This is a genomic window from Flavobacterium ginsenosidimutans, assembly GCF_037478105.1.
Taxonomy (GTDB): domain Bacteria; phylum Bacteroidota; class Bacteroidia; order Flavobacteriales; family Flavobacteriaceae; genus Flavobacterium; species Flavobacterium ginsenosidimutans.
This window is the reverse complement of the sequence record NZ_CP147988.1, coordinates 3,300,624-3,315,796: the sequence shown is the minus strand read 5'-3', so window position 1 is coordinate 3,315,796 and position 15,173 is coordinate 3,300,624. Positions and strand designations below refer to the sequence as shown.

Sequence of the window (15,173 nt, the reverse complement as noted above, 5' to 3'; positions counted from 1 at the left end):
CGCCAGTTCGCTATCGCTCGGGTCCAAATTCCAAAGCTTTGCGCAAAGCTTTGTCTTCCTGAGCGAAGTCGAAGGACACGCCAGAAATTCCACAAAGAATATCACCAATCTTTGTAGAGTTCTTCGCGGAGATTCCTCGTTCCTCGGAATGACAAAACTGTGGGAAAACGGAATTTCAACAAATAATCAACAATCTAAAATTTTATAAAAATGAAAACAATATTTAAAAGCTTTTTAGCATTCGCAATACTAATTTTTAGTCTGGCAACAGCAAACGTAAACGCACAAACTAATCCTAAAATTAAAAATGTCGTATTAGTTCACGGTGCATTTGCAGATGGCTCTGGATGGCAAGGTTTATACAAAGTTTTGACTAAAAAAGGTTATAATGTAACCATCGTTCAGAATCCGTTGAGTTCTTTGGAAGATGACGTTAAAGCCACAAATTTAGCTTTAGACAAACAAGACGGACCAACTATTTTGGTTGGACATTCTTGGGGAGGAACAGTAATTACAGAAGCTGGAAATCACCCTAAAGTTGCGGCTTTGGTTTACGTAGCGGCTTTACAGCCTGATAATGGCGAAAATTCTGTTCAATGGTTGCAAACTGCTCCTCCAGCTCCTGAAAATGGTGTGTTGCCTCCAGATGAAAAAGGAATTGCGTATTATGACAAAGCTAAATTCCACGCTGGTTTTGCAGGAGATTTGAGCAAAGAACAAGCCGATTTTATGTATGCTTCGCAAGGTGCTTTTCATGCGCAAGGTTTTTTAACACCGATAACTAAAGCCGCTTGGAGAACTAAACCTTCTTACGGAATCGTAGCAACTGAAGATAAAAGTATTGTTCCGAGTATTCAGTACGCAATGTACAAACGTTCTAACACCAAAATCACTGAAATTAAAGGTAGCCACGTGGTTTTTATTTCTCAGCCAGAGAAAGTGGCGAATGTGATTATTGAAGCATCTAAATAATTGTGAATGGTTAATGGTTAATTATAAATTCATACATAAGCTTGTCATTTCGAGGAACGAGACCCGAGCGATAGCGAACAGGCGAAGCAAATCACACTAGAAATTCTACAAAGATTGGCGACAAACATTGCGCAAACCCGCGTGTGATTTCTCCTTCGTCGAAATGACAAAAACATAACTAAATTCCAAATTCCAAGCTACACAGTAATTGGAATTTGGAATTTTTATTTTGTAATTTAAGTCAACTTACTTATTGCTTTAACAAAATAAGGCGAATCGTTCCAACGGATTTTTTTATAATTGAAATCTTTTTTAAGCGATTCGGGAAGGCAGTTCCAGATTGCTTCATTCATTTTCTCGAGTAATAATTTCTTGGAGAAGGAATCGGAAACTACTAGACTTATTTCTCTTACGGGAACAGGTTCCTTGAAAGGCTTAAAAAGTCCGCCTGATTCGTTTAAGGTGGAAAGTTTAGGAATAATCGCAAATCCTAAATGGGCTCGAACCAGATTTTTTAAGGTTTCTATCGAATTAATATCGTACGTAAATTGTTCCTTTATTTTATCGGATGTTTTTAGTCCGCAGATGTCTAGTAATTGTGCGTTGTAGCAATATTCGTGATGCAATAATAACAATTCGGTTTTGTCGCCGGGCTGCATTTCGTAAAATTCATCATTCGCCATCGGATGCGTCTGATTTAAATAGGCAACAAATGGTTCTTTAAAAACAACATGTTCTATTAAATTCGGGTTTCCCGTTGGCGTAGCCATAATCGCAACGTCTATTACACCTGTTTCTAAATCGCGCATTAAATGTCCCGTATAACCTTCTTTGATAATAAAATGTACTTTTGGCGCCACTTCTTTCATTGCCTGAATAAACAGCGGAATCAGATAAGGCGATAAAGTGGAAATAATGCCAAGTTTCAGCTCTCCTTCCAGCAGATTTTTTTCATTGATCACAAAATCACGAATTTCATCTACTTCACGAAGTATCTTTTTGGCTTTATTAATAATTTCAATTCCTAAAACAGTTGGTGTCAACGGCACTTTATTTCGATCAAAAATCTTAATTCCGATTTCTTCTTCTAGATTTTTTAACTGAATGGTAAGTCCGGGCTGCGTTACCATACAAACTTCGGCAGCTCTTGCAAAATGCCGTTCTTCGTCTAAAGCGACTATATATTTTAACTGCTGAATGGTCATGTCTTCTAGTTTCTAAGATACAGAGATGCTAAGGTACTGAGTTGCTCTTTTTTATTTTTAGTTTTTTAAGAAAACTTTGTGTTTGTTACATATAAATAAAATTTAAGAATTATACTACTTTTTATACTATTAAACCAACTTCTTTTTTAATATATTTGCGCTTCCTAAATTACAGAATTATGATACTTAAAAAACTTCTTGCCCATGTGGTATGGTGGCGGCATTGGAAACAACCGTAACGCTTCTGTAAGCGTAGGACACCTTAGCTACATGGGTTTTATATTTCCTAAATTACAGAGTTATGAGTACCAAAACCCTTTCAAAAGAAGCCGAAATCGGTCTAATGAATTTCTTCAACAACAGAATTGACCCACTCGATATGGCAAGAGCCATAAGACAGGTAAATCTAACCCTCGCTTTGGGCGTTCTAAACGATCAAGAAAACATTCAGTTGAATGCTGCCAAACTTGGAGATAGCTTCTATTGGCTCAATGAACTAGCCGAAATTTTAGATCCTTATCTGGATTTGGAGTAAGGTTTATTCTTTTTGAAAAAATTAAAACCCTTGGTCTTTGAAAGAAGATTGAGGGTTTGTTACAGAAAGAATACATGGATTAAATATTTAACTTAAGTCATTTGCATTATTTTTTGAATACCAGTTTTCTGGATGGATCCTATATAAGACAACCTCAAATTTACCACATGCTGGACATTCGATAAATCTTTCTCCTCCCTTATCTATTTCATTATCATCAAAAGCGACATCTTTAGTTATTAAATATCCTTTATCACAATGTGGGCATTTTATACTAGTATTGATATCAATTCTAAATTTTTCAACTGCGTTTAACCATTTATTTCTTTCATCCATACTTATTCAAATAAATTAAATGTTTTTTCAGTAGAATTTAAAGTTTCTGAATTTTAATTCTTTTAAAATCAACCCGATAGTGCGGATTTGAAATCCGTGTCCACAATAGCAAGACATAAAACAAATCATTAAAACAAAAGTAACATAGATTAAAATGCCTTTATATATTTACTTTTTATTTAACTATAACCTTTATTGCGACAATATTCTTTAAATTTAATTTGATACTCTTCCATTTCTTCTTTTGTAGCTAATCGTAAATTATTAGTTAAGAGAGAAGTCATTTCAACTTCGTTATTCTCCTCAAATGTCCATAACTCAACTAGAAAATAATCCGGATAAAAATCTTCGATAATAATAGCAAACTGCCCATTCCATTCCTTCTTTAAGTGTTCTACAACAATACACAAATCATATAATTTCATAATATTTCTATTTAGCAAATCCAGCAAATGGGGTTGAAAGAATTAATTCCCCTCTGGTGAGCTTTTTTTATCTCAAGCCAAAAATTTACTACATTAACAAAACATTCAGTAGAAGACTAATAATTGCTTTCTTTTTTAACTATAACCTTAGCTACGATTACAATATTCTTTAAATTTAATTTGATATTCCTCAATTTCTTCTTTAGTTGCGAGGCGAAGATATACCTTATTTAAATAATTAATATCCGCCCCATCTAATTTCTCAAAATTCCATAATTCCAAATGATAATCATCTCCCTCGTCCATATCAAGAATGAAAGCATAGGTTCCTTCTTCATAAACTAGTACATTCTGTTTTAAAATACATAAATCAAATCTTTCCATAATTATTTAATTTCTTTTACAAAAGGAGAAGATAAAACTATTTCACTAATCTTACCCTATAGCGCTGATTTGCAATCCGTGCCTGCAACAGTGAACTACGAAACAAATCATTGAAACAAAAGTTATACTACTTAATGTGCTTTTAAGATTAACAAAGGGAACAAACCAATCTTTACGGGCACGGATTGCAAATCCGCGCAATCGGGTTTTACTTTTATTATATTGCCCCTATACTCATTTCGTTTATCAAGCTTGCCCAAGCTCCTTTTTCAGCAGCTTCTTTATCTATATCAAATATCATTTCCTTCAATAAACTAGCATATTTTTCGTAGTTACAATTTTCATAATATGCTCCAAATGATTCCGATAATATTAAACGACGAATAACAAAATCATAAATAAAAGAACATAATAATAACTTGTCTAAATTTGAATTAATAATAGAATAAAAGCTATTTTCTCTATATCCCCCGTATGTAATTATTCTATTAGTCCTTAGTTCAATCCCAAATTTCATATCTGATAGATGAGTAGCCTCACCAAAACAAAAAATTGATTCTTCAATAATTGGATCTATAAAATTAATTTTAGAATAAACTATTTTTTTTGGCAATCCAATATTTTCAATAATATAAATTAAACTTTTATCTAACTGATTTTTTATTTTTCCAGTTAGTTTTATTTTATGCGTTTCAACATTAAACTCATTCATAAGTAAATTATTTAAGTAAATTTATAAGAGCTTCAAATCTCTGATTTAATGATTCTCTTCTTTTCGCAATAATTTCTGCTGGAGCAGTGCTGTTCCCTGGATAATCATATGAAAATGATTTTTGCGCAGAAAAGAAATTCTTCTCTAACATTATTTTACAGTTTGATGTCTCAAGCGAACATGGTTCCAGTTCACTATAAATTCTTTTCACACTATTATTAGAAATACCATTTTTCTCAAACCAATTTTTAGCAATCTGTTCAGCATGAGTTCCTATTCCTATTTCAGTAGTAAAAGCTTTTTTTATTAAAACACCATTTGTATCTAAATATTCAAATACAGCAACATTCCCTCTATGGTTTGGCTCACTTAATGTTTTTCTAAATTGCACTGCAAATTGACTTAAATCGTCGCTTCCTAGAGCTACTTTTTTTAACGTATTCGCTATAACATTCCCTTCAACTCCATACTTCTCAGGATGAGCCTGCAAATCCTCTAAAGCATCTTCAACCTGTTTTGCAGTATATTTTCCACGCCAGGCAGAAAACTTACTTATGCCAAAAGTAACTACTTTTTGAACTACAATATTTAAAATTCCCTGCTTTATTCCGTTTAAGGTGCTTTGGCTTACTTCTACATCTGACAAGCTTTTTCCGCTTTTCATCTGCTTTAAAACATCATCGCTAAAGCCTACCGCAAAACCACTTGCGCCAGCACAGGCAGTTCCACATTTATTTACTAAAGCAGCAGTTGCACAGCTTGTCACAGCACTAGGTATAGAAACCTCTTTCATTAGCTGTTTTACAGTGAAATTTTCATTCAGGAATCTTTTTACAATAGCATTAATTCCCATTTGAAAACCAACATCAAGCGTAAATCCTGAAATGCATTCTGTTGCTTTTATGCTTCCTAGAGCTTCAACCGATCCTAGTCCTAATGCTCCGTAAAATACCATTTGCTCCATTGTGTCTGCAAATTGGGCTTGCGTAGAAATACCTTTTGCAATACTTGCGTTTTGTTTGCAGTACTCTTCAGCCTGATCTGGCACAGGGTCTTTAAAATATATAACTACATCTACTCCTGCAGCATTTCCATCCACATTATTAGGAGCATAACTAAGCCAAAACTTTGTAATTTTCTGTTTATTTAATTCTGGGTCTTTAGTTTCAATCAGGAATAAATTCTGTACAGGATTACTAATACTCCAGCCTTTATAATGTGTTATTCTTAAATTACCGTTTTCTTCATCATAAATTGAAAGGGCGTATGTTTTATCTTTTCCGGTATTTTTTGAAACTTCGCTTGCTGCCAGCTTCAAATAATTCACTTTTTCAGTGGCTAAAAAGGCGGCTATATTTTTTAAAGCATCATTGCATTCGTCGCTGAGCAGTTTATCTAGTTCATTGTACTTTTCATTTATTTTTGTTAAGTTTTCTTTGGTTTGATCGCCCGCTGTGGTATAATTATTAGAAGCCAGTTCGACAAAAACAGGGTTTAAATCTGCTAATTTTTTCTTAAGTTCATCTGAAACATTATAAGATTCGACTAAGGCTTTATACTGCTCATTTGCTTTTTCTAAATTTTCATAGATTTCTTTCCAGTCTTTATTGTATTTTTCTTCTTCAACTGCTCCCGAAATTTTTTGATTTTCTAACTCATTCGCTTTATCTAATAGTCCAGTAATCTGATTTAATAACCCTTTGAAATCTGTTGCTAATTCTTTTGCATCAGCAACATTATCCCATTTTGAATTATATGCCGTTTCTACAACACCGCTTATTAGCTGATAGTCGGTATTAATTAAAATGTCTTTAAATTCAACAGCAATTTTAGTGTCAGCCAGATATGGCACAATAATGTATCCTTTTCCTGTATAAGGGCTATGCTCTTTTCCCAATTCCAAAACAGTAACCGGAAAATCGCCTGCTGTAAAGGTTTCGCTTTGTATTAGGTTGTTGAGTGGGGTTTTATTAGCAATGCTCAGATTAGGCTTTATACCACAATTATAGCTTGCAATTGCATTTTCTTTTTTAGGTATTGCAAACGTGTTGGTATTCGAGTATGTAAAACTCTGAATTCCATCTGCTTCTGTCGTACAGCTGGAACCTACTCTAAACTCATATTCTGTTTCTGGCTCCAGATTGGTCAATAAAACCTGATTGTTAAGGCTGTAAGAAGTGAACCATTCAAAAGTTTTTTCAGTTGTTTTTCCTCTTTTGTTGGTTTCTGCAATGGCTTTTTTTCTGTACTGAACCTGATATTTGGTATGGTCTGGAGTTCCCTGCCATGTTATTTTTACGGTGCTTGGGCTAACAATTTCAGATAGCGTAAAAGTTGGCGCATTGCACCTTTGGGTATATTTAAACCAATAGATTTCGCTATAGCCGTCATTTTTAAAAATTGCATTTTCTGAAAGTCCGGTTGTTGATACTGCACGAACGCGCCAGGCATAGCGCATTTCAGGCGTTAGGACTGGCATGCTTAAATTATAAAGCAGCGCTGTTCCAAAAAGTGTTTCTTCGTATAAAACAGGTGACATTTGAAACGCAAACTGTGGATCGAGTGTTGGATCTAAAAGCTGTTTTAATTCAAATTTATAGGAAACATTTGTTGCGTTTATCTGGCGCGGTGTCCAGGTAAACATAATATTTGGAAAATCGCTTTCTGCTATCTGTTCGTTTTTCTGCGGTGTATTTAAAAGTGGAGGATCGTTTAAAATTAAATACAGACTGGCACAGCTCTTCTGGGATATTCTTTGATTGGTAATGTAATCATACATTTCAAAACAAAAATTATACATTCCTTCTGGCAGTCCATTTGCATATTGTGAAGGGTTAATTCCCTGCAGGTTTTCTAATCTGAATAAGGCAGAAATATCGGTATTGGTGAGAGTTAGAAGTTCTCCGCCGTTTATAAAAATCGGTTTCTGTCCCTGTACATAATCGCTGGTTTGTATATTAAGTCCATTACCTTGTATGTAAAGTTTCAAACGAACCCGTCGGTTGTTTATCGAAATGTCGGTTGGATTAATCAGCAGCTGCATTTTAGTATCCATACTGCCAGCATAATCTGAGATTTTAACGCTATATGGACTTTTGAATACTGCTGTTAATTGAACAGGATAAAGTTGTGCATTACTATAAAAATTTGTAGTAATAAATAGAACTAACGCAATGTATCTTTTGATTTTATTTTTCATTCTCTACAGGTAATGGTTTTAGGTTAGCTTGTTTTACCTGATTAAAAAATCCTACAAAACAATCAACGAACATAATCCTGCAAAAAATTAAAAACCTCCTCAATAGGACATTAAAATAGCATAATAAGCCAATAATGAATTATTTCTAGAAAAAATGCAATTGGAAAATTCTGAAAACATCTTTCTATTTTCTTTTTAATGAGTTGTTTTAAATAACATAATTAAAATAAAAAGAGCTTGATATGAATTACACTCTATCAAGCTCTTGTCTTACATTAAAAAATTCACCCCAAACTCATCCCTCCATCCATAATAACATCCGCTCCAGTCATAAACACCGCAGCATCACTACTCAAATGCGAAACCATTTTAGCCACATCTTCTGCCTTTCCCATTTGTTTTAGCGGGACCTTTTCTACTACGACATCCATAATGCCTTTTACGGTGGTTTCGTCTAGGCCAACTTTGTTCATGACTTCGGTTTGAGTTGGTCCTGGGCTAACCGAATTGACACGAATCTTTCTTGGCGCTAATTCTAAAGCCGCCGATCTCATAAATGAATTCAAAGCGGTTTTACTCGCCGAATAAACCGAAGATCCCGGACCCGGCATACTCGCAGTATTCGAAGAAAGAAATACCACTGAAGCGCCATCTTTCAAGTTCGGGATAAATTTGCTTAAAGTAAAAAAAGCACCTTTTAGATTCACATTCATAATATTGTCGTACAATTCTTCTGTGGTTTGTTCGATCATTCCTAAACCCGCGATTCCTGCATTGATAAACAAAATATCAACCGAACCAAAATCAGCTTTTACTTGAGCTGCCAGTTTTTCGATATCCAAAATATTCGATTGGTCTGCTGTGATGGCGTTAACACCAAGTTCTAAAGCTGCTTTTTCTATGGCTTCTTTTCTTCTTCCTGTAATAATTACGTTTGCGCCTTGCTCTTTTAATTGTTTGGCTGTTGCGTAACCTATTCCGCTGTTTCCGCCTGTTATCACTGCCACTTTATTTTTTAAATTGTCCATTTTATATGTGTTTTAAATTAATGAGACAAAGGTAAATTCAAAATGGTATAACTTTGTAACCAGTATCACCGAGTATACCAGAAGTACATTTTAACATTAAAATAGTAATGAAAATAAGTTTAAGTGAAAAATCTAATTTTCATGTTAAATATTGAATCTACATTCTTTACTTTTTTGGTTAAAATTCTTCGATTTATTTAGATTTTTAAATCAATTCTCTTAATTTTTTTTTAAAACTTCATTAAACGCCTGTTAAATCTTAACAAGAATTCATTGAAAATTCTGTAAAAAAAGGTATATTTGAGTAATACAGAAATTTATTATCGTGCAAGAAAAAACAAAATCACATAGTTTTATATTTCCAAAAACTCCTACTGGAGTCGATGGATTGGATGAGATTACAGAAGGTGGATTTCCGCAAGGACGACCAACTTTAATCTGCGGTGGTGCGGGATGCGGTAAGACTTTATTGTCTATGCAGTTCCTTATAAAAGGAATTACAGAGCATAACGAACCAGGAGTTTTCATGTCTTTTGAAGAACCTTCTGACGACTTGACTCTAAATGTTAAATCATTAGGCTTTGACCTTGAACAGCTTAAAAAAGATAAAAAGCTTGTTGTAGATCATGTTCGCGTTGAAAGATCAGAAATTGAGGAAGCAGGCGAATACGATCTTGACGGCTTATTCATTCGTTTAGGACACGCTATCGATTCTATAAAAGCCACTCGTGTTGTATTGGACACCATCGAATCGCTGTTTGCTGGTCTGGACAATCAAGCCATTTTACGAGCTGAATTACGAAGGTTGTTTCATTGGTTAAAAACAAAAGGCGTAACAGCAATCATCACTGGAGAACGCGGCGAGGCCACACTAACCCGTCAAGGTCTGGAAGAATATGTTTCGGACTGCGTAATTGTTCTCGATCATCGTGTAATTGAACAGGTTTCGACCAGAAGACTTCGAATTGTAAAATACAGAGGTTCAACACATGGAACGAATGAGTATCCGTTTTTAATTGATGAAGAAGGAATTTCAGTTCTTCCAATCACTTCTCTAAAATTGGATAACGAAGTTTCCTCAGATATTATTTCTACAGGTGTTCCTGGATTAAATGAAATGTTTCATGGCGGCGGTTTCTACAGAGGAAGCAATATTTTGGTTTCGGGAACTGCGGGAACGGCTAAAACGACAGTTGCCTGTTATTTTGCTAATGAACAATGCGAAAAGAACGAAAAAACGATTTACTTCGCCTTTGAGGAATCACCGCATCAATTGGTTCGCAACATGAAATCAATTGGAGTAGATCTGGAAAAACACATCAAAAAAGGCATTTTACAAATACATTCTTCCCGTCCGTCATTAAATGGTTTGGAGTTGCATTTGCTTACGCTTAGAAAGCTAATCAAAGAGTTTGAGCCTACTACAATTATTATTGACCCGATCAGTAATCTTATTTCGGTAGGAAGCGAACACGAAGTGCGCTCCATGCTCGTTCGATTGATTGATATGCTAAAAGCCAATAATATTACCGCCATGTTCACGTCATTAAACAAACAAAACGACACTTTTAGACCTGATCTGGCAGAAGAATCGGTTTCGTCATTGGTGGATACCTGGATTACAGTCCGCGATATGGAAGGTGTTGGCGAAAGAAACCGCGGTATTTTTATCATCAAAGCGCGCGGAATGGGACATTCTAACCAAGTTAGAGAATTTGTAATTACAAGTAAAGGAATTGAATTACTAGATGTTGAGTTAGGTCCGCAGGGAATTTTGACGGGAGCGGCAAGACAATCTTATCAATTCAAAAAAACCATGTCGGATATTAAGCTTCAAAACGAAATTAGCCGAAAAGACAGAGAAATTGCGCGTAAACGCAAAGTACTTGAAGCTAATATTGAAGCATTGAGAACAGAATTTGAATCGGCTGAAGAAGAACTAAGCATTCTTAAAGCAACAGAAGAATTGCAGGAAAAACTGTCTTCTAAGAAAAAATAAATCAAATGAAAAAAGAAGTAGCCGAATGGCAATTATTGCTTTATATAGCAGGGCAAACGCCAAAATCGATCAAGGCGCTGGAAAACATAAAGAAGTATGCCGAGGAACATTTAAAAGGAAAATACAGCATCGAGATTATCGATTTGCTGAAGAATCCGCAATTGGCAGAAGGCGATCAGATTTTGGCCGTACCTACTTTGGTGCGTAAATTTCCAGAGCCAATTCGTAAAATTATAGGTGACCTTTCTAATGAAGAAAGAGTGCTTGTAGGACTTAATATCAAACCTATAAACTCTTAATCATGGAAGATTCATCTGATGGCACTAGTACAACCAAACATAAGTTTACACTTTTTGTTTCAGGTATGTCTGTTAAATCAGGACATGCAATCGAAAATATACGCAAAATCTGCGATACCTATCTCACCAACAATTATGAATTAGAAATTGTTGATATCAGCCGTGATAAAGAACAGGCTGTGATTCATCAAATTGTAGCAATTCCTACCTTGATCAAAACACAGCCAGAACCTAAAAGAATCATTTTAGGAGATTTATCAGATAAAGAAAAAGTATTATACATACTTAATATAAGCGAATAGTTTGAAGGAAGATAAAAAAAATATAGCCGATTTATTAGCAGAAATTGAATCACTGAAGGAAGAGCTTTATGAATCAAATAGTATTATTAATGCTATAAAACAAGGAGATGTAGATGCGCTTGTGGTAAGCAGTAATGGAGTTCCAGAACTATATTCTCTAGAAACTGCCGATTACACCTATCGTCTTCTTATAGAGAAATTCGGTCAGGGCGCGCTGAGTATTTCAAGAAATGGATTGATACTCTACTGCAATGAGCAATTTTCAAAATTAGTCGGTCTTCCATCAGAAAAAATAACGGGAACGTACATTTATGAATATTTTACAAACCAAACGCAGTTTATTTCTCTTATAGAAGCACTGAGATATGGAATTACTAAACATGAAATAATTCTAAAATCGGAGAATGAAAAGACTTTTCCAGCTTATATCGCTTTAACCGATCTGGAACCCGCTGTAGAAGCCATTGGAATTGTAATTACCGATTTGACCGAAAAGAAAAAGCATGAAGAAGCTTTAATTCGCCATCAGAAAGAATTAGAAGAAAAAATAAACGAACTGAATAAAATCAATCGTAATCTAGAAGAATTTATTCATGTAATATCACACGATTTAAAAGAACCGTTGCGGAAAATTGTCATGAATACCAGCAGAATTGACGGAAGCTACTTTAAAGACGCCGATACAAAAGCTGTAAATGTCATGAAATTATCGGCTTTAAGATTAAATTCGCTTGTAGATGATTTAGTGCAATATTCTTCGCATACCGCGCAGGAAGAACGAACAGAAATAGATTTAAGAACCATAATTTCGGAAGTTATTGAGGATTTTGAAATTATAATTTCTGATAAAAAAGCCATTATAAAAATAGGAAAACTTCCTATTATTAAAGCTTCTCGAGTGCAAATGAGACAGCTTTTCTCTAATCTTATTTCAAACGCCATTAAATATAGTAAAACAGATATCGCTCCTGTAATAGAAATTTCGCAGGAAGAAAATTTAGATACTGAAATACCAAATCAAAATGCTAAATTTGTAAAGGTTCAGATAAAAGACAACGGTATTGGAATGGAAGAAAGCCATTTGCTTAAAATATTTGTCATTTTTCAGCGCCTGCATGCCAGAAATGAATACTCAGGAAACGGTATTGGCCTCGCAATCTGTAAAAAGATAATGGAAAACCATTCTGGAAATATTACCGTTGAAAGCATATTGAACAAAGGAACAATATTTAACCTTTACTTCCCAATCTTATAAAATGCCGGAAAAATATAATTTACATATCGTAATTGCTGAAGATGACATGGATGATGCAGATGTTATTACAGAGACTTTTAACAATAATCCAAATTTTAGCAAAGTCAGTCTTGTTGCCAATGGCGAGGAACTGCTCAATTATCTAAAAAGCGATCAGAACGAAAATCCCGACGTTATTCTTACCGATATCAATATGCCTATTATTGACGGTATTGAAGCTTTGCAAGAAATCCTTAGCAATGATGAATTAAAAAATATTCCGTGTTTTGTTTATTCAACAAGCATTAATCCTTCTTACAAAGAAAAATGCGATGATATGGGCGTAAAAGCCTACTTAATTAAACCGTATTCTTTTGAAGCTTTCGCTGAAATTCCGAAAACTATTTTAAGCATTATTGAAGCTTAAATTTCGTTTAATCTTAAACTGTTTTTTTTTCATTATTTTAGATTTTTGGTATAACTTTGTAACCAATTAATTTTCTAAGCTAATGCTGTTTTGTTATGGAAAGAAATCAGAAAGAAGAAGTACAGGCGCTTCAAGATACTTTACATGTTTTGGGCGGTAAATGGCGTTTGCCGATCATCAATTCGATCTGCAACGGAAATCATCGTTTTAGGGAAATTGAACGCAGTATTCCAGGAATTACAACACGTATGCTTTCTAGAGAACTCAAAGAAATGGAGATCAATATGCTGATCAAAAGAACCGAAGACCGTGATGCCGAAATTCAGGTCAAATACGAATCGACGCCTTATTGCAAATCATTTGCTCCTGTAATCGAAGAAATGATTAAATGGGGAAAATCGCATCGAAAGGAAATCATTAGAAACTCTTAATTGGCATTGCCAGTATTACAACGATATAGTTGATAAACAGATATAATAAGCGTAATTTTTACACATAAAAAGTATCACAATAAAGCCTTAAAGACAATAATTTCTCGCATACTTTTTCAGCATTTTTGCCTAACTTAGCGCTCTGCATTTTGAAATGTAAAAATTAAAATAACCATTGTTTTTCTGCAAAACATTGAACGAAAAAACATTACTGTGCTTTTTCGTTCGTTTTTCTGCAAAAAACAGCTTTCTAATAATTTAGTTAATTGAAAACTATGAACAAATTTGATTTTGGAATTGTAGGACTTGGTGTAATGGGCCGTAACCTACTTTTAAATATCGCTAGCCACAACTTCGCGGCTGCAGGTTTAGACTTAGACATCGAAAAAGTCAATTCTCTTCAACAAGAAGCTGATTCTGATCATACAATCGAAGCTACTACAGATGTAAAACATTTTGTAGAACTTATTCAACAGCCAAGAGCGATTATGTTATTGGTTCCTGCGGGAAAACCAGTTGACAGCGCTATTGCTAGTTTACTTCCTCACTTAGATAAAGGAGATATCATCATCGACGGTGGAAACACTTATTTTACAGATACGGACAGAAGATTTATTGAATTATCTGAAAAAGGAATCCACTTCTTCGGAATGGGAATTTCGGGCGGTGAAAAAGGCGCTCGTTTCGGTCCTGCTATGATGCCTGGTGGAGATCAAAAAGCATACGAAAGATTACGTCCTATTTTTGAAGCGATTGCTGCTAAAGTAGATGGCGAACCTTGTGTAGAATATTTAGGAAACGGTTCTGCTGGAAACTATGTAAAAATGGTTCACAACGGAATTGAATACGGAATCATGCAGTTGATTTCTGAGATTTATGACTTAATGAAAAGAGGTTATAACTTGGATGATGAAACGATTCAGAAAACTTTTGCTGAATGGAATCAGACTGATGATTTAAGATCGTATTTGATTGAAATTACTGGAAACATCTTAAAACAAAAAGATGAAGACGGAACGCAATTAATCAACAAAATCTCAGATTGGGCAAGATCTAAAGGTACAGGAAAATGGACTTCGCAAAACGCAATGGATTTACAAGTTCCAGTTCCAACAATCGATGCAGCGGTTAACATGCGCGATATGTCTAAAACAAAACCAGAAAGAATTGAAGCGGCTAAAAAATTAGTTTGGAACGCCGATAAAACAAATGTTTCTCAAAGCGAAGCAATTGCAGCTTTAAAATCGGCTTTGTATTTTTCTATCGTGGTGACTTACGCTCAAGGTTTAGCACAGCTTCACACGGCTTCTAAAGAATACAACTACGGATTAAATCTAGAAACAGTTGCTAAAATCTGGCGTGGCGGATGTATCATTCGTGCTACAATTTTAGAAGATTTCAGAAAAGCATATGTTGCAAAATCAGATTTGCCAAACTTACTTTTAGATGGCGGAATTGCTTCAAAATTAGTAGAAAACCAATCAGGAATGAGAGCTGTGATTCAGTTTGCGGTTCAAAAAGGATTGCCTGTTTCAGGATTAATGAACTCATTGTCTTATTTTGATGCTTATAGATCTGCTAATCTTCCAACTAATTTAATTCAGGCACAGCGTGATTATTTTGGAGCGCATACTTACGAGCGTATCGATAAAGAAGGCGTTTTCCATACACAATGGGCTGAATAA

Annotated in this window: 16 protein-coding genes; 9 read left to right on the top strand and 7 right to left on the bottom strand. The window is 34.7% G+C overall.

The features are described from left to right. The first annotated feature begins 210 nt into the window (after positions 1–210). Complete coding sequence (locus V6624_RS14505) at positions 211–972, top strand: alpha/beta hydrolase (protein WP_338839056.1); 762 nt, start codon at positions 211–213, stop codon at positions 970–972. A gap of 236 nt (positions 973–1,208) precedes the next feature. Here V6624_RS14505 and V6624_RS14500 read toward each other — a convergent pair whose 3' ends face one another. Further along, the gene (locus tag V6624_RS14500) at positions 1,209–2,177 is read right to left on the bottom strand and encodes a hydrogen peroxide-inducible genes activator (RefSeq protein WP_111290558.1); all 969 of its coding nucleotides are present in this window, start codon (positions 2,175–2,177) and stop codon (positions 1,209–1,211) included. Positions 2,178–2,478: 301 nt separating this feature from the next. Between V6624_RS14500 and V6624_RS14495 the strand changes: the two genes are divergently transcribed. Then, positions 2,479–2,712, top strand: coding sequence for a hypothetical protein (locus tag V6624_RS14495; protein ID WP_111290556.1), 234 nt, complete (start codon positions 2,479–2,481; stop codon positions 2,710–2,712). An 87-nt stretch (positions 2,713–2,799) separates the two neighbouring features. Here V6624_RS14495 and V6624_RS14490 read toward each other — a convergent pair whose 3' ends face one another. The 6 genes from V6624_RS14490 to V6624_RS14465 all read right to left on the bottom strand — a co-directional run bounded on the left by V6624_RS14490 (position 2,800) and on the right by V6624_RS14465 (position 8,796). Continuing rightward, complete coding sequence (locus V6624_RS14490; RefSeq protein ID WP_338839055.1) at positions 2,800–3,048, bottom strand: hypothetical protein; 249 nt, start codon at positions 3,046–3,048, stop codon at positions 2,800–2,802. Positions 3,049–3,227: 179 nt separating this feature from the next. Beyond that, entirely contained in the window at positions 3,228–3,473 is a 246-nt protein-coding gene (locus V6624_RS14485) for a hypothetical protein (protein WP_111290552.1), read from the bottom strand. Positions 3,474–3,620: 147 nt separating this feature from the next. Continuing rightward, positions 3,621–3,857 (bottom strand): hypothetical protein, encoded by a 237-nt coding sequence (locus V6624_RS14480; protein ID WP_111290550.1) that lies wholly within the window; start codon positions 3,855–3,857, stop codon positions 3,621–3,623. A 217-nt stretch (positions 3,858–4,074) separates the two neighbouring features. Continuing rightward, positions 4,075–4,569: a hypothetical protein gene (locus tag V6624_RS14475; RefSeq protein WP_111290548.1), complete on the bottom strand. Its 495-nt coding sequence runs from the start codon at positions 4,567–4,569 to the stop codon at positions 4,075–4,077. Between the two features lie 7 nt (positions 4,570–4,576). Further along, on the bottom strand, positions 4,577–7,768 hold the full coding sequence (locus V6624_RS14470) for a fibronectin type III domain-containing protein (protein WP_338839051.1): 3,192 nt from the start codon (positions 7,766–7,768) through the stop codon (positions 4,577–4,579). A 284-nt stretch (positions 7,769–8,052) separates the two neighbouring features. Next, a complete protein-coding gene (locus V6624_RS14465; protein ID WP_111290538.1) occupies positions 8,053–8,796 on the bottom strand; it encodes an SDR family oxidoreductase in 744 nt (247 codons plus the stop codon). A 325-nt stretch (positions 8,797–9,121) separates the two neighbouring features. Here V6624_RS14465 and kaiC point away from each other — a divergent pair, with 325 nt between their 5' ends. The 7 genes from kaiC to gndA all read left to right on the top strand — a co-directional run bounded on the left by kaiC (position 9,122) and on the right by gndA (position 15,173). Next, positions 9,122–10,795, top strand: coding sequence for a circadian clock protein KaiC (gene kaiC, locus V6624_RS14460; RefSeq protein WP_111290536.1), 1,674 nt, complete (start codon positions 9,122–9,124; stop codon positions 10,793–10,795). Between the two features lie 5 nt (positions 10,796–10,800). Further along, complete coding sequence (locus tag V6624_RS14455) at positions 10,801–11,094, top strand: circadian clock KaiB family protein (RefSeq protein ID WP_095927489.1); 294 nt, start codon at positions 10,801–10,803, stop codon at positions 11,092–11,094. A gap of 2 nt (positions 11,095–11,096) precedes the next feature. Further along, positions 11,097–11,396: a circadian clock KaiB family protein gene (locus tag V6624_RS14450; RefSeq protein WP_111290534.1), complete on the top strand. Its 300-nt coding sequence runs from the start codon at positions 11,097–11,099 to the stop codon at positions 11,394–11,396. 1 nt (position 11,397) lies between these two features. Continuing rightward, positions 11,398–12,651, top strand: coding sequence for a sensor histidine kinase (locus V6624_RS14445; RefSeq protein ID WP_111290532.1), 1,254 nt, complete (start codon positions 11,398–11,400; stop codon positions 12,649–12,651). A 1-nt stretch (position 12,652) separates the two neighbouring features. After that, complete coding sequence (locus V6624_RS14440) at positions 12,653–13,057, top strand: response regulator (RefSeq protein WP_111290530.1); 405 nt, start codon at positions 12,653–12,655, stop codon at positions 13,055–13,057. 95 nt (positions 13,058–13,152) lie between these two features. After that, entirely contained in the window at positions 13,153–13,488 is a 336-nt protein-coding gene (locus V6624_RS14435; protein ID WP_111290528.1) for a winged helix-turn-helix transcriptional regulator, read from the top strand. A 275-nt stretch (positions 13,489–13,763) separates the two neighbouring features. Next, positions 13,764–15,173: an NADP-dependent phosphogluconate dehydrogenase gene (gene gndA / locus V6624_RS14430; RefSeq protein WP_338839048.1), complete on the top strand. Its 1,410-nt coding sequence runs from the start codon at positions 13,764–13,766 to the stop codon at positions 15,171–15,173.

What these genes read in the sequence shown, in the direction of transcription:
- V6624_RS14470 (WP_338839051.1), bottom strand. Translation starts at nt 7,768, where the DNA reads ATGAAAAATAAAATCAAAAGATACATTGCGTTAGTTCTATTTATTACT.
- V6624_RS14435 (WP_111290528.1), top strand. Translation starts at nt 13,153, where the DNA reads ATGGAAAGAAATCAGAAAGAAGAAGTACAGGCGCTTCAAGATACTTTA.
- V6624_RS14500 (WP_111290558.1), bottom strand. Translation starts at nt 2,177, where the DNA reads ATGACCATTCAGCAGTTAAAATATATAGTCGCTTTAGACGAAGAACGG.
- V6624_RS14505 (WP_338839056.1), top strand. Translation starts at nt 211, where the DNA reads ATGAAAACAATATTTAAAAGCTTTTTAGCATTCGCAATACTAATTTTT.
- V6624_RS14495 (WP_111290556.1), top strand. Translation starts at nt 2,479, where the DNA reads ATGAGTACCAAAACCCTTTCAAAAGAAGCCGAAATCGGTCTAATGAAT.
- V6624_RS14490 (WP_338839055.1), bottom strand. Translation starts at nt 3,048, where the DNA reads ATGGATGAAAGAAATAAATGGTTAAACGCAGTTGAAAAATTTAGAATT.
- V6624_RS14440 (WP_111290530.1), top strand. Translation starts at nt 12,653, where the DNA reads ATGCCGGAAAAATATAATTTACATATCGTAATTGCTGAAGATGACATG.
- V6624_RS14455 (WP_095927489.1), top strand. Translation starts at nt 10,801, where the DNA reads ATGAAAAAAGAAGTAGCCGAATGGCAATTATTGCTTTATATAGCAGGG.
- V6624_RS14485 (WP_111290552.1), bottom strand. Translation starts at nt 3,473, where the DNA reads ATGAAATTATATGATTTGTGTATTGTTGTAGAACACTTAAAGAAGGAA.
- V6624_RS14465 (WP_111290538.1), bottom strand. Translation starts at nt 8,796, where the DNA reads ATGGACAATTTAAAAAATAAAGTGGCAGTGATAACAGGCGGAAACAGC.
- gndA (WP_338839048.1), top strand. Translation starts at nt 13,764, where the DNA reads ATGAACAAATTTGATTTTGGAATTGTAGGACTTGGTGTAATGGGCCGT.
- V6624_RS14450 (WP_111290534.1), top strand. Translation starts at nt 11,097, where the DNA reads ATGGAAGATTCATCTGATGGCACTAGTACAACCAAACATAAGTTTACA.
- V6624_RS14475 (WP_111290548.1), bottom strand. Translation starts at nt 4,569, where the DNA reads ATGAATGAGTTTAATGTTGAAACGCATAAAATAAAACTAACTGGAAAA.
- V6624_RS14480 (WP_111290550.1), bottom strand. Translation starts at nt 3,857, where the DNA reads ATGGAAAGATTTGATTTATGTATTTTAAAACAGAATGTACTAGTTTAT.